The following is a 13,669-nucleotide window of genomic DNA, read 5'->3' on the forward strand; positions in this document are numbered from 1 at the left end:
AGTTACCGTTGAACGGTATTTCGAAGTGACGTGAATGCAGCATCAATGTGTGCGCCGATGCGTTCACAGACACCTGCGGTCCGTTTTGGTTCGTTTTTTGTGCGTTGGACATCTGCGAGTAGGTACTCGTAGCGTTCAACAACCTGTCTTCGCTCGGTACGTTCTCGATCGAGTTCATCACGAAGGAGGCTTACTTGTGTTCGGAGCTGGTTCGCTTCTCGAACGGCACGCGATCTGTCACGGGCTGCGGCTGTGAGCTCCGATCGAGTTGGGTATGGCTGCGTATCGACTCCATCAGGAGTTGATGGATCAAGTGGGTAAGTGCGATCGCCGGTTCGATCCGGGCTAACCGTTCCGGTCGGGAGTTCTGATGACCACATGTATGTTATATAGTCACACGAATACAAAAAGACTCGTCAGACGGTAGTCATGCGGCAGTAGTTGCCGATTGGTTAGCTGTGGAGATGTTCGAGGACAGCATCAGTGTCGTTTGGCACTGGCTCTGGATCATCACCAGCAGCAAATGCCGCATCTGGATCCTTCAGTAGGTGGCCGGTTGTGAGACAGACCACGTCTTCATCAGTGCTAACAATCCCTTCGGAAACGAGTTTTCGCAAGCCAGCAACAGAGGCTGCAGATGCAGGTTCAACACCAACACCCTCTGCAGCGAGATCGCGTTGCGCTTGAGTGATCTCATCATCAGTGACGGAAATCGCAGTTCCACCAGTGTTTCGAACGCCAGGGAGTGCCTTTGGTGCATTAACCGGGTTTCCGATCCGGATTGCGGTTGCACGAGTTTCGACGTGCTCCCACCGTTTGACCTCGTCAGCACCGTTTTGGATTGCTTCAACCATCGGTGCAGCACCCTCTGCTTGCACGCCAGTCAGTTTCGGCACATCGGATGGATCAAGCGAGCCTGCTTGGACAAGTTCGCGGAACGCTTTATATAGTGCAGCGGTGTTACCTGCGTTGCCAACCGGAAGGACGATTCGGTCGGGATATTTTCCATGGTCTTCGTAGAACGTTTCGAGAATCTCGAATCCGATCGTCTTCTGGCCCTCCAGACGGAACGGATTCAACGAATTGAGAAGATATGCCTCTCCACGGGCAGCGAGATCTTGGACAATATCGAGACAGGAGTCAAAATTACCATCAACCTCAAGGATTCGAGCATTGTGCAGGCTCGCCTGTGCAATCTTTCCAGCCGCAACCTTTCCTTTCGGAAGAAGTACAAGTGTTTCCATCCCCCCGCGTGCACCATATGCGGCCAGGGCTGCGCTTGTATTTCCGGTCGATGCACACGCAAGCCGATCGACGCCAAGCTCTTTGGCGACTCGAACGCCAACGGTCATCCCACGATCTTTGAATGCACCAGTTGGGTTCATCCCCTCATGTTTGATGCGGAGTCGGTTCACGCCGATCGACTCACGAAGCCGCGGTACCTCATGTAGCGGCGTATCTCCCTCGGGTAGTGAGATACCTTCATCAAATGGGAGCGAGGCGGCATATCTCCACACACCACGATCGGGTGCAGTTTCGACCCGCCCATCCGATCCAAACTCCTCGAATGTTGGTGGGTTCGCATATCGAACCTCAAGTAATCCATCACACTCGTCACAAGTATATCGAATATCGTCAAATGGTGCAAACTGCTCACCGCATTCAATACACTCTAACCAGACACCATCGTCTGCACACGCCGGCTCTGTTTGTACCGGCGCAGTTAGTGCCAAACTCATTATAAGATTGGTTGGTTCCAATGAGTAAAAGACGGTCGGTGTTGGCGGATGCTGTGACACCTACCTCACTCGCCAAACGCGTCGATTTTATTATGGACGGAGTCAACCCATTCATCGAGAGCTGTGTGAAGCATCTCTTTTGCCTCCGGCAGTGGGACGGCAGTGTACTGATAGACGTAGCCACCCGGATCAAGCAGCCGGCGCTCACGTTCGACAAGTCCTTTGTTTAGAAGGGTTGTCAGCGATCGGTTCACATTCGATCGGTCCCGATCGAGCACGTCTGCAAGCTCTGCAACGGTACTTCCTGGATAATCACATAAGACGAGATAGGTTCTGCTCTCATGATCTTGAATCCCAAATACACACGAGAGGACATGTTTGAAGTCCGGGTCGTGGTCCCCAATAATCTCATCCATCTCTGGGGTATCACTCATAACTACACTGATGTCGCTCTCATCGTTAAATCCCCGTATCGCTGCAAACGAGTGTCAGCGAGCAATCATTCATCAGGGCGAGCATATCCCATCCGTTTAATGCAGTTGCGAATTTCGGTCTCGCCGGTATGTTTCAGCAGTTTTGTTGGCGTATCACAGTAATACGTGTTTCCGTCTCGCCGAAGAGTAACAATTCGCTCAGTACCCATCATTTCAACCGTGATCCGGACGCGCCGGTCCTCGTTTAATGCAGCAACGATCTCGTCAGTACTGCACTCGCCGGCGTGGACGCAAAGTGGTGGTTTTGGTCCCATTTCAATTGATTGTAAACTTCGATTGATCGTCTTGTTCGGGTTCTATCGGTGGTTCAACACCTTCTGCGGCTTCAACGTTGGCCGTTTCTTTCTCTGTGGTCACGTGCCAACGATCGATTGATGACTCATATTCGCCAAGCAGTTCGGACACCTGTGTTTTGAGTGTGTCGTCGTTGATATTGACTTCAAAAATAAAGTACTGCTCGTCGCTTGTCGGACCACGATTTGTTTTTTGAATGTTCGCACTGACGAGTTCGTTATCGAAATAGTATGGTGCAAGCTGTGTCATGACGTTCTGATACACCGTATTTTCGACTTTTCGAATTGCTTTTCGGCTAGCAGAGTCCGCAGCTCTGGCGACATAATCAATCGTTTCTTCCCAGCGTTTTAATGCGCCATCGTTGTCGCCGTTTTCGACTTTCTCATACGACTCTGTGAGCTTTTCTCCAGCGGTTTTGAGATCGTCACCAACATTTTTACCTTTCTTTTCACCCTCGCCCTCATTGACACTTGCTTGTTTTGCAGTCTTTTTATTGACGTCTTTGTTGAGCCGTTCATGGGGTTTTGGACGCCACTCTTCCCATTCCGCAAAGGCGTCACTCTCAATACCAAGTTCGCGCAGTGCTTGAGTGACTCGTTCACCGTGTTCAACGACATCACCCCAACTGCCGCGTTCTTTGAAGCCAGCGATGCTCTCTTCCATTTCGTTGAGGGTACGCTACGTGGGACTATGGTATAAGCGTCTCTGAGTTTGGTACGCACACACGTGGGCGGTCACCGCTTGTTACCGTAAACAAAGTTTGTGGCTGCAGTATCGATTCGTTCCGTTATGCCACCAATCCAGGCCGCAGGTGAGATCCGTCGAATCTGATCCTCATCAACCTCAATTCGATCGCCATTAAACGGATCACGGCGCGATTGGGACTCCTCATCATCACTGCTTACGGCGTCAATAACGGTTGTCATCGAACAGCGGCCGCACGCCTCTGTGTTTTTTGAACCCATTCTTGATCGTACCATCACTACGTGCTAACGCATGATAATCGTTGTCCCGGTGGGTCCGATTTGTTAGGGACCAGTAGCAATCGCTGTCGACGGATTTTTGAGTGCACCATGGTAGAAACACGCATGGGATATCGAATCGTGGATCCGAAGACAGTCGAGCCGACTGGCGATCGGCCCTGTGAGCTTCGACGGCTCAGCGAGCCAGCACAGCTATCTTCGGTTGCACTCAATCAGTTTCGAGCCGCTCCGGGTGAGCAGATACCACTTGCATACCACTATCACGAAGAACAAGAGGAGGCGTTCTACGTGCTTTCAGGGACGCTATCGGTCGAAACACCCGAAACAGACATCACCGTGAGTGCTGGATCACTGTTTGTCGCAGATTCGGAGAGTCCCCATCGAGCCTACAATCCAGCCGACGCAGCAACCGATGTGACTGTCCTCGCACTTGGAGCACCAGCAGTGTCAGGTGATGCAGTTCCATACGAGCCAGCCAATGAGTGAAAATGCAGCCAGCAAAGGTGGTAGTGAGAATGAGTCTGGTAGCGGTAGCGATGCAGTTCCACCGGAGGCACTCCCGGATGAGATCGTTGACGCAGTCCCGACGTGGGAAAATGAGTACTTCGATCGAGTGAGCGATCGGCTCATGTACAACTACGACCTCGAAAAGGACCATCGCGTCGGTGGAGAACGATTTGATCTCTATGGCGAACTTCGGATGGAGATTCAAAAGCAGTTTGTCCACCCAGCACTCAATTATGCGAATCATAACACCGAGGAGTATCTTTTTGGAAAGCGTGTTCCGTCGCTTCGAGTGAGCGACGTGCAGCGATTCGTTGAATTGGGTCACACCCTCGCAGACGAGTGGATTATTGCCGATGAGGAGCACTTTGGGACGGATTTCACGTTTATTTTGGTCACTGAATCAATCACTGACGACGTTCGATCACTTGTCTCAGGGTTCCACGATCGAAACCTGCTGAAGTTTGGGTACTACGGGCACTACGAAATCAATCTCATTGTTGTTGACCCAGAGAGCGAGACTGCAGTTGGAAGTATGAATGCGGATGCAATCGAAGCGTGTACGCTTTGGGAGCATATTGCACCGCAAAAACAGGGGATTTTCTCCCGGATCGCCCACCGGTTTTGGAAATAACGGGCGATCGCCGTTGCTCAGTGAGGGTAGTGTTTGGTGGAGTAGAGAATAGAGTAGAGTAGCGCAGGGACTGACAGTTCAACGACTCGTCTGTGAATCGTACTCTTTAGTCTTCGGACTCACCTCCATCTGTCGCAACCGCACTTTTGTTACGACGGACCCGTTGGATGTTTCCATAGCCAATTTTTACCAACGAGAGTGCCAAGTAGATTAGCGTGGCAGCAAGCACCATCTGGACGACACTCGATGCGAGTGCGATTGTTGTTGCTGCCTCACCTTGGATGATATTTACGTAGAGGTTATCATAGAAGATCAACCACGACAGCCCGAGGATAGTAATCGTTACCATCACAGCCATTGGTGCACCGGTACTGATGAGTTGTTTTGTGTCGTCCCAGTTTGCAAGCCAGATTGTTGCAGTCAGGAGTGCAAGCGCTGCAAGCAGCTGGTTTGCACCGCCGAACAGTGCCCAAAGCGTCACCCACTGCCCGGAGGAGACAAGGATATATGCAGGGAGAATTTGGACGATCGGATTGGTGTATCGACCACGTACGAGCGATTTTGGATCTGCGGACAGACCACTATCGCTTGCGCCAGCAGGTGTGCCAACGATCTCTTCCATCATGTATCGGCCAAGTCGAACCGCAGTGTCAGTCGATGTAAGCAGGAAGCTCACAAGGACGAGCGCCATAAATGGCGCACCGACAGACGTTGGGATACCGAAGCTTGTGAGGATAATTCCACCACCGGTTGCGAAGTTCGGCAATGCACCACCGATACCACCAGCGGCTGCGTCAGCAGCGAACCCTGCTACGGCGAGTGTCGAAAGCGCAAGCGCGGCGAGGAGTCCCTCACCAAGCATGCCACCGTATCCAATAAGCCGTGCATCGCTTTCTTTATTGAGCTGTTTCGATGTTGTCCCTGAGGAGACAAGCGAGTGGAATCCACTGATTGTCCCGCAGGCGATCGTGATAAAGAGGATTGGGAAAAGCGGGACTAATAACCCTTCAGCACCCCAGAACCCGTGGAACATCGGGATCGACGAATCAACGACAAGCGGCTGCGATGAGCTTGCAAAGATCGTCCCGACAATGATTGCGAGAATACCTCCACCAACACCCGTGTACAGGAGGAACGATGAGAGGTAATCACGTGGTTGCAACAGCACCCAAACTGGAAGCGCACTTGCGAGCGCACCATAGAGCATGATGATTGGAACCCATGCAGCAGTGTTAACGCCAAGTTCCGCTGCACCAGGAATCCACTCACCACCGCCGGAGAACAACACAGCAGTTCCTGCTGGGTAGTCACCTGGGAAGAGTGCGAATGGGAACTCAATACCGAGCCACACACCGGCAAAGACACCCCCGACAAAGAGGATTGTGCCCGGAATAAATGGCCCATTCAGTTGGTACAGGTACACACCAAATATGAACGCAAGCGCGATGTAGACGAAGCTCGCGGTTGTGACTTGTGGGAACGCATTAAACACGATCGCCACAACGAGTGCGAACACTGCAACGACGAGAATGATCGTTAGGAACGCGAACCACAACAAGAGGTTCTTCCCGCGCTCACCAACGTATTCGCCGACGATGTATCCGATCGATTTTCCTTCGTGTCGAAGGCTGCCGGAAAGCGATACAAAATCGTGAACCGCACCCATCAGTGGATTTCCGATCGCAATCCAGAGCAAAGCCGGAAGCCATCCCCAGATTGCACCCGCCGTGATCGGTCCAACGATCGGTGCGCCGCCCGCAATACTCGAATAGTGGTGCCCCAATAAGACCGGCTTCTTCGCCGGTACATATTCTTGTCCATCTTCGTACTTGTGCGCTGGCGTCTCATTGTCGTCGTCAAGTTCGACGAACCGGGAGAGGTATTTTGAGTAGCTAAGATACCCCACACTAAATGTAGCCAGTACAGCAAGGACGATCCAAATTACTTGTGTCATGTGACGCTACCTCAATCGCACCATGTGTACATATCTCACATAAAGGTTCGTGTTATACGCTGAAGTAGGAGTAAAAAATGCCTCAATAGCCCTGGGTTATCCACATCGTAAGAAACATATGATCATTACTGATGGCCAGAAATACTTAATTTCTAACCAAATACGAGAGAGAAATATCTCCGGCGTTATAGATCAACTGCAAGCGCAGCAGCAACATCACCAAGAATGTCACCTTTGACTTCTTTCGTTCGTGTTTCAATCTCGGCAATGAGAGGGACGGCAAACTCCGATCGTACCTGAGAGAGCCGCTCATTTTCGGTCGCGACACGATCACGAAGGAATCGGGCACCGCGGCCGTTCTCGTCCGCATCGGGTTCCGGTGTGAGTTTGTTCGCAACCAGCCCTCGAACCGCGAGATCTCTGTCATCCATCCCATCAATAGCTCGCTTTGTTTCGTTGACTGAGAGCTGATCGGGATTAAAGACAAGAAAGAACGCCGCATCTGTTCTGAGCGTCTCACCAGCATATTCAAAGAACTCTTTGCGCTGTTGGAGTCGTTCAAGTACTGGATCACCGTCCATAATTCGGCGTGGCTCCATGTTTCCGATCGCTGCCTTTTCAAACAGGTCAATACTCTGGCGGCGTTTGTGTGCAAGCCGCTCGATCCAGCCCTCAAGGAATGTCGGCAGTCCGAGAAGTCGGAGCGTCCCCCCAGTTGGAGCCGTATCAAAGACGACGCGATCGTACGCTTCGGAGTTCTTCATTACGTCAACGAATCGATCAAAGAGCGCGGATTCGTAGGCACCCGGCGTTTGGTGTGCCATCTCAACCTGTCGGTTGATCTCATTGACCATCGAGGCGCTGACCTGTGCAGAGAGATCCGATCGAATCTCGTCAAGATGTCGAATCACCTCGTCTTCGGGGTCGATTTCCATTGCGGAGAGATGCGCTTCGCCTGTAACTGGCGTTGGCTCGTCGCTAAAGGGCTGATCGAATACGTCAGTTGTGCTGTGTGCAGGATCAGTTGAGACAACGAGCGTTTCGAGTCCGTTTCGGGCACATTTGAGCGCGTACGCACACGAAACGGTCGTCTTTCCAACACCGCCTTTCCCGCCGAAGAAGACAAATTTTTCCATAGATTAGAAGTGGTACTGGTGGCCTTTTCGTTCGATGAGCGATTGTCGATCCCACATCCGCCGCTCCCAGGACTCAAACTCGTTTTCGAGATATGGGAGCAGCTCTGCGGTGTAATACGAGATTGGCGATGGAATCCCAAACGCATCCGGGAAACATGCAAGCATAAATGTGTCCTCAATATCTTCTGCCTCTTTTTCAATCTTCTCGTAGGCAGGGTGCGAGATCATCCCGTGATAGAGCCCTCTGAGCCACTCTTCAAGGATCGCTTTTGTCCGTTCGATCCGTGCGGCAAGTGTCATTGTTTTACATGCACGTGCTGGTGGTAAAAAAAGCGTGTCGGGTTCACATGGCACTGACCATCAAATATCATGATCTTAAATAGCATAGGTCTGCACTGTTCGAGTATGACGCGTGAGACTATTCCGGTGACCGTGCTCAGTGGGAGCCTTGGTGCGGGCAAAACAACGCTTTTGAATCATCTTCTTCGGAACGCTGGCGATCGAGACATCGCGGTGTTGGTTAACGATATGGGTGAAGTGAATATTGACGCGGATCTCATCAACGACTCATCCGAGCTGACCGCTGATGATGGCGTTGCTGAGCTTTCAAACGGCTGTATCTGTTGTGAGCTACAGGATGATCTCAACGCCGCGGTCGTCCGGCTCGCGCGCGATCGGGATTTCGATCACCTTGTCGTTGAGTCGTCTGGAATTAGCGAGCCAGCGCCGATCGCTCGGCTCTTTACCACGGAGTCTCGGGTTGCAGCATTGTATGATATTGATGCGCTCGTGACAGTCGTCGATACGCGGTTCTTTATTGATATGTTCTCAGGGGTAGACGTTCCAGAGCGGCAGCCGCAAGATGGGGATGAAGAGACACGGCCGCTCTCGGATCTGGTGATCGAACAGATCGAGTTTTCGAATATTGTGCTGTTGAACAAGTGTGATCTCTGTACTGACGAAGAGATTACGGAGGCGTCTGCACTTGTCTCTACGCTCCAACCAGATGCAGTTATTCACCAGACAGTGAAATCTGCGATCGATCCCGAGAAACTGCTTCACACTGAACGCTTTTCGATGAAGCCGATGGCTGAGTTGGCAGGATGGAAGCAGCTTCTTGCAGACGGAAAACATGACGTCGGCGAGGACGAACAGACGCACGATCACAGTCACGGGCACGGCCATAACCATGAGGTGGATGGACATGATCACGACCACCACGATCACAAACACCCGGACGAAGTGTACGGTGTGCGTTCGTTTACCTTCCGATCGAAGCAGCCGTTCGATGCCGACCGGCTATACGAGATCCTTTCAACGCTTCCCACCGGTATCGTCCGATCGAAAGGCACCTGTTGGGTCGCGGGAAATGAGATGAAACTCACATTTAGCCAAGCCGGGCCATCAGCCTATATGCAGTCGCTTGGGCCGTGGGTTGCGTCGCTTCCAAAGATCGACCAAGATCTGTACCGATCGAATCGGCCGAACCTCCAGTGGGATGCGGCAGTTGGCGATCGACGGACCGAGCTCGTTTTTATTGGGACCGACCTCAACGAGGAGTCGCTTCGAGAAGCGCTTGTAGACGCACTCGTGTCACCCGAGACAGAGATGGAAGACAGCCGCTTCCCAACCGCGCCAGAAGAGACAGTCACGCTTCGAGAGCCACCGCTTGCAGAGTCGTAGCTTGAGCTAGCACGCACAGCTAGCCGTACCAGCCGATCGCTCAAGCTCCATCGCATCACCACATGATGGACAGGGCGGGGAATCAGTTTCAGTGTCTTTCGCAGCAATCCGTTCGGAGCAGTCGTAACACCAGTATGCGCCAATCGGCTGTTCATCCCGTTTGACGGTTGAGGCCGGACTCAGTAACAGCGATTTTATTGTGGTAACAAGGGTCATATTCGTGGGTTACGCTGTAGGATAAAAACGCTCGTTCGGTTGTCCGTCTAGAATGCACAGCCGTTGCGGATTAGTGATCGTCTGCAAGGCGATCGAGCAGGCGTTTGAGTTCGCCTTTTCGCTTCCATGCGGCAAATCGGCCTGTTCCGGGGAGTGGAATTCCAAGGTCAACGGCCGATCGGACAGTGACAACGCTCCCATCATCCTTTCGTTTCATCGTGAGCCAGGTCTCCATCTCCTCAAATGGGCCCATCTCGCCAACCTGTGTGTAGTAGAAGCCATTCTCCTGTGGCTCAAATCGGAGCTGAAAACTCAGGCCACGCTTTTCAGCGGTGACAATCGTGCCGTCACCGTCTGGTTCGACGCTTGTGGCATCAAAGCTGCCCTCATACTGGACAATCCGTGCGGGTGTGAGTTCACGCTGCAGCTCTTCGGTGGTTGCCCGAACAAACCGCGAGACGCTGACTTCGCGCATGGGAATGTCTACTCGTCAATCATAAAAGGGGTATCGTAAGCAGCAGCGCAACCGCGATCAAGATTGCCATCAAGTAAATCAAGCGCCGAAGCCTGGTTTCGCCGGTAAGTTCGGCCTCGTGAACCGGATCAAAGAGCCAGATCATCCGATAGTAGCTCAAACCAGCGGCGACGACTGTCAACGCACCGGAGATAATGATGCCAGTCCGGATTGAGAGGCCAAAGGCGGTTCCGTAGATCGGCCCGAACGAAAGCAACACCATTGCAGCGAGTCCGATAACGACGAAACACGGCACAGGATCGACGGGCACGCCATCGCGATTGGTGAGTGCCATACCACATCATTGTGACTCAATGGCAAAGAAGCTAAGTTCGATCGAATAAGAGGAGTGCTATGAGCGATAAAGGCGGGTTTGGCGACGCGATCAACGAATCGAAGGGTGATTTTCGCGTATTCATCGCGCTCAATGTGCTGTTATCAATTATGTTTGGTAACACACTGGTATGGGGGCTGGACTATGTTGGATTTATTGAGTACTCGCTTTTGAATGTCGTCACCGCAGCGATCGTTCTCTTTTCAATCGCATATCTGATGATTCAGCCCTAATCACAGGATCGCACGCGTATGAAGGCCTTTATTTGGTCGGCCGCCCGCGTATTGAGTAATGCCGATCGAAGACCGCGATAACGCGTATCTCATCACGCACGCACTCGCAAAAGATACGCTATCGAGACTCAGAGACGTCGAAACCGAACAGGTTGCATTCCGGAAAGGCCTCGTCAAGCTCGGTCGAATCGCCGGCTACGAGATCATTGATGGCGCAATGGACACCGAGTACGTCCCAGTCACAACACCGCTTGAGGAAACAACCGGTGAGCGTGTCAAAGGACTTGATGACGTTGTGATTGTCAACGTACTCCGTGCCGCAACGCCGTTCGTTGAAGGGCTCTTAAAGGCGTTTCCACGTGCAAAGCAGGGCGTCATTTCAGCAGGCCGTGATGAAGCCGCAGGCATGAACGAAGATGGCGAGTTCCCAATTACGATCGACTACGTGAAACTGCCTGAGATCACCGAAAAGGATACCGTGATCGTAGCTGACCCGATGCTTGCAACAGGTTCAACGATGTGTACCGTACTTGAACACGTCCTAAGCGAAGCAGACGGATACGAGAACCTCTTTGTGCTCTCTGCAGTGTCGGCCCCGGATGGTTTGCTCCGCGTCTCAGAGGCGTTCCCAGAGGCCGATCTGCTCACCGTCTCCATTGATGAGTATCTCAACGATGACGGATTCATTGTCCCTGGTCTCGGTGATGCAGGCGACAGAGCATTCCGGACAAAATAACGAACTGAACCCCCTTTCTTCAACTCGAAAACCGCATGCAGTAGTATCGTCTGACGGGAACAGAAGTTCCACGTAAATCAACCCTTGGAGTGGTATATATGACTCTGGTGGTCGCTATTGGTCTGTGTCTTCGTTCTCGTTCGTTTCACCACTGGTTAATCCGTCATCACCGCGATCGAGTGCGCGTGGGGCATCATGATGTTCGGAGTAGCCATCAAACCAGCGGGCGATACGCTCGATCCGATCGACAACATGGCCTGGCTCACCCGATCGTGAGAGTTCGTGGCCTTCGCGCGGATAGCGGACTAATCGCGTCTCGACCCCGTTCTTTTTCAAAAACAGATAGAACATCTCGCCGTTGTTGACCGGGACACGGAAGTCGTTGTCCGCGTGGATAACGAGCGTTGGTGTATCTACGGAATCGGCATACGCAACCGGAGACTCGTCCCAAAGGAACTCGGGTTCCTCCCATGGTGTGGTGCCAAAGTCAAACTCAATCAATTTGAATGCATCTGTTGAGCCGTAGAACGAGGAGAGATCATACACCCCACGCTGTGCGGCAGCACCGCTGAAAAAGTCTGTGTGGCCGACGATCCAGCCAGTCATAAACCCACCAAACGAGCCGCCAGTGACGAATGCATTGTCGGTATCGACGTAGTCACGGTCGGCGACAACGTCCACACCAGCCATCACGTCGCTCATTGTGAGTTCGCCCCAATCGCGTTCGATCGCGGCCGCGTACGCCTCGCCGTAGCCGGTTGAGCCGCGTGGATTTGACCAGAACACACAGTAGCCACGAGCGGCCAGTGTCTGGAACTCATGCCACATTGTTCCGGATGTTGACCACATTGCGTGTGGACCACCGTGTATCTCGACAACGAGGGGATACGATTCGTCGGGATCAAACTCCGGCGGGGTCAGGAACCAGCCGTGAAGTTCAACCTCGCCATCCTCGCTCTCATATCGAAGCTCCTCCGGCTCTTGGATGGCCTTGTCGGTAAGATACGCCGCGTTCAGTTCCGTGAGTCTCGTTTCTTCGCCTCCGCCGATCGGTGCGCAGAACAGATCGCCCGGATGGTCCCACTCGCTTTTCGCAAAGACGATCGACCCATTGCTAATATCGAACTCGGTAAGCGTCCCATTTCGAATCTGCGTCGTTGGGTCAACAGCCCCGTCACCAGGAGCCGATCGAAGTGCGTTATGGCCTTCATCTGGAGTCACAAAGTAGACTTTCTCTTCGGCTGAGCCCCACATGAAGCCGCCAGGGGTAACCGTTCGATCGATCCCATCGGTAAGCACAGAGACCGTATCCGCAGTTCGATCGAACACCTCAAGCTCTGTCTGTTTAAGCGTCGCTGCATCTTCGGGCGTTCGCGGGTACGCAATCCGATCGTCTGCCGTTACTGCGATCTCTGCGACCCACCCGGTCGTTTGGTGGACCTCTGTCTCCGTCTCTGCGGGGAGGTCGTAGGCAAAGATGGTGACAATAACGTTGTCATCAGGGTCATCCTCTCGCTTTGAGACGTAGTAGAGCGTCTCATCTGTGCTCCATGCTGGCGAGCCATGGTCGTACGCACCATCGGTGAGTCGTGAGATGCCATGCTTATCACCGTCGAGCGCAGTCTCAAGGTCGACGACGTAGAGATGGCTCCGTGTTCCATCAATGTAGCTGGCCGCCTGTCGGTAGATGAGCCGATCGATCACCCTTGGATCAGGCGTTTCGCGTTCGTACTCCTCCTCATCGGAGATATCCAGATCGAGCCCAGCTTCGCGTTCGGATTCAGTTGTCGATTGAATGAATGCGATCCGATCGCCAGCAGGTGACCACTGAATCTGTTGGACGCCGCCTGGAACGTTTGTTATTTGTCTGGCCTCCCCGCCATGTCGTGGGAGGACCCACAGCTGTGGGCGATCGTCATCGCCGCCACGTGTGGAGACAAACGCAAGCCGATCGCCGCTTGGACTCCACGTTGGCTGGCTGTCAACGCCATCGCTGGCAGTGAACTGTGTTGGTCCATCGCTCCCATCAACGGGTACAGTGTAGATCGTCCCGTTGTATGATTCGTCGTCATCCGGCTGTTGGCGAACGAATGCAGCAAGATCACCGTCCGGGGAGACCGCAGGAGATGTAGGCTTCGCAATATCGTGATACTCTGTGGCCGAAATTGGCTCCATGGTTCGTTGTTGACCGGTGCCGTGAAAAAGCGTCGGAAGC

General features: G+C 52.9%; 18 protein-coding genes. 5 read left to right on the forward strand and 13 right to left on the reverse strand.

The features are described from left to right. Window positions 1–2: 2 nt before the first annotated feature. The 6 genes from AArcSt2_RS03360 to AArcSt2_RS03385 all read right to left on the reverse strand — a co-directional run bounded on the left by AArcSt2_RS03360 (window position 3) and on the right by AArcSt2_RS03385 (window position 3,492). Window positions 3–380: a hypothetical protein gene (locus AArcSt2_RS03360; protein WP_250582898.1), complete on the reverse strand. Its 378-nt coding sequence runs from the start codon at window positions 378–380 to the stop codon at window positions 3–5. 72 nt (window positions 381–452) lie between these two features. Beyond that, entirely contained in the window at window positions 453–1,739 is a 1,287-nt protein-coding gene (gene thrC, locus AArcSt2_RS03365; RefSeq protein ID WP_174652511.1) for a threonine synthase, read from the reverse strand. A gap of 65 nt (window positions 1,740–1,804) precedes the next feature. Next, window positions 1,805–2,173 carry a helix-turn-helix domain-containing protein gene (locus AArcSt2_RS03370; RefSeq protein WP_250582900.1) on the reverse strand — a complete coding sequence of 123 codons (369 nt, stop codon included), beginning with the start codon at window positions 2,171–2,173 and terminating at the stop codon, window positions 1,805–1,807. Between the two features lie 65 nt (window positions 2,174–2,238). After that, window positions 2,239–2,487: a DUF8001 family protein gene (locus AArcSt2_RS03375; protein ID WP_250582902.1), complete on the reverse strand. Its 249-nt coding sequence runs from the start codon at window positions 2,485–2,487 to the stop codon at window positions 2,239–2,241. A 1-nt stretch (window position 2,488) separates the two neighbouring features. Further along, complete coding sequence (locus AArcSt2_RS03380) at window positions 2,489–3,190, reverse strand: DUF5828 family protein (protein WP_174652508.1); 702 nt, start codon at window positions 3,188–3,190, stop codon at window positions 2,489–2,491. 71 nt (window positions 3,191–3,261) lie between these two features. Then, entirely contained in the window at window positions 3,262–3,492 is a 231-nt protein-coding gene (locus AArcSt2_RS03385; protein ID WP_174654508.1) for a DUF8007 family protein, read from the reverse strand. A gap of 123 nt (window positions 3,493–3,615) precedes the next feature. Between AArcSt2_RS03385 and AArcSt2_RS03390 the strand changes: the two genes are divergently transcribed. After that, a complete protein-coding gene (locus AArcSt2_RS03390) occupies window positions 3,616–3,996 on the forward strand; it encodes a cupin domain-containing protein (protein ID WP_250582906.1) in 381 nt (126 codons plus the stop codon). Continuing rightward, window positions 3,989–4,648: a DUF8052 family protein gene (locus AArcSt2_RS03395; protein ID WP_250582908.1), complete on the forward strand. Its 660-nt coding sequence runs from the start codon at window positions 3,989–3,991 to the stop codon at window positions 4,646–4,648. The genes AArcSt2_RS03390 and AArcSt2_RS03395 overlap by 8 nt, the downstream gene beginning before the upstream one ends. 106 nt (window positions 4,649–4,754) lie before the next feature. Here AArcSt2_RS03395 and AArcSt2_RS03400 read toward each other — a convergent pair whose 3' ends face one another. The 3 genes from AArcSt2_RS03400 to AArcSt2_RS03410 all read right to left on the reverse strand — a co-directional run bounded on the left by AArcSt2_RS03400 (window position 4,755) and on the right by AArcSt2_RS03410 (window position 8,038). Beyond that, complete coding sequence (locus AArcSt2_RS03400; protein ID WP_174652506.1) at window positions 4,755–6,602, reverse strand: carbon starvation CstA family protein; 1,848 nt, start codon at window positions 6,600–6,602, stop codon at window positions 4,755–4,757. Window positions 6,603–6,787: 185 nt separating this feature from the next. Further along, a complete protein-coding gene (locus AArcSt2_RS03405) occupies window positions 6,788–7,738 on the reverse strand; it encodes an ArsA family ATPase (protein WP_174652505.1) in 951 nt (316 codons plus the stop codon). Between the two features lie 3 nt (window positions 7,739–7,741). Next, window positions 7,742–8,038 carry a DUF7990 family protein gene (locus AArcSt2_RS03410; RefSeq protein ID WP_174652504.1) on the reverse strand — a complete coding sequence of 99 codons (297 nt, stop codon included), beginning with the start codon at window positions 8,036–8,038 and terminating at the stop codon, window positions 7,742–7,744. 105 nt (window positions 8,039–8,143) lie between these two features. On the opposite strand from AArcSt2_RS03410, the gene AArcSt2_RS03415 reads away from it, so the two are divergent. After that, entirely contained in the window at window positions 8,144–9,421 is a 1,278-nt protein-coding gene (locus AArcSt2_RS03415; RefSeq protein ID WP_250582910.1) for a CobW family GTP-binding protein, read from the forward strand. 6 nt (window positions 9,422–9,427) lie between these two features. On the opposite strand, the gene AArcSt2_RS03420 is transcribed toward AArcSt2_RS03415, so the two are convergent. The 3 genes from AArcSt2_RS03420 to AArcSt2_RS03430 form a co-directional block, all read right to left on the reverse strand. Beyond that, window positions 9,428–9,637: a zinc-ribbon domain-containing protein gene (locus AArcSt2_RS03420; protein ID WP_250582912.1), complete on the reverse strand. Its 210-nt coding sequence runs from the start codon at window positions 9,635–9,637 to the stop codon at window positions 9,428–9,430. Window positions 9,638–9,707: 70 nt separating this feature from the next. Further along, the gene (locus AArcSt2_RS03425; RefSeq protein ID WP_174652501.1) at window positions 9,708–10,112 is read right to left on the reverse strand and encodes an SRPBCC family protein; all 405 of its coding nucleotides are present in this window, start codon (window positions 10,110–10,112) and stop codon (window positions 9,708–9,710) included. Between the two features lie 19 nt (window positions 10,113–10,131). Next, window positions 10,132–10,446 (reverse strand): hypothetical protein, encoded by a 315-nt coding sequence (locus AArcSt2_RS03430; RefSeq protein WP_174652500.1) that lies wholly within the window; start codon window positions 10,444–10,446, stop codon window positions 10,132–10,134. 59 nt (window positions 10,447–10,505) lie between these two features. Here AArcSt2_RS03430 and AArcSt2_RS03435 point away from each other — a divergent pair, with 59 nt between their 5' ends. After that, window positions 10,506–10,718, forward strand: a complete 213-nt coding sequence (locus AArcSt2_RS03435) for a DUF8107 family protein (protein WP_174652499.1) — start codon at window positions 10,506–10,508, stop codon at window positions 10,716–10,718. A 58-nt stretch (window positions 10,719–10,776) separates the two neighbouring features. Beyond that, window positions 10,777–11,454 (forward strand): uracil phosphoribosyltransferase, encoded by a 678-nt coding sequence (upp, locus tag AArcSt2_RS03440; protein WP_174652498.1) that lies wholly within the window; start codon window positions 10,777–10,779, stop codon window positions 11,452–11,454. 114 nt (window positions 11,455–11,568) lie between these two features. Here the strand turns inward: upp and AArcSt2_RS03445 are convergent, their stop codons facing one another. Further along, window positions 11,569–13,629, reverse strand: coding sequence for a S9 family peptidase (locus tag AArcSt2_RS03445; RefSeq protein WP_250583145.1), 2,061 nt, complete (start codon window positions 13,627–13,629; stop codon window positions 11,569–11,571). Between the last annotated feature and the right edge of the window lie 40 nt (window positions 13,630–13,669).

Origin of the sequence: Natronocalculus amylovorans (genome assembly GCF_023638035.1) — an archaeon.
GTDB lineage: Archaea > Halobacteriota > Halobacteria > Halobacteriales > Haloferacaceae > Natronocalculus > Natronocalculus amylovorans.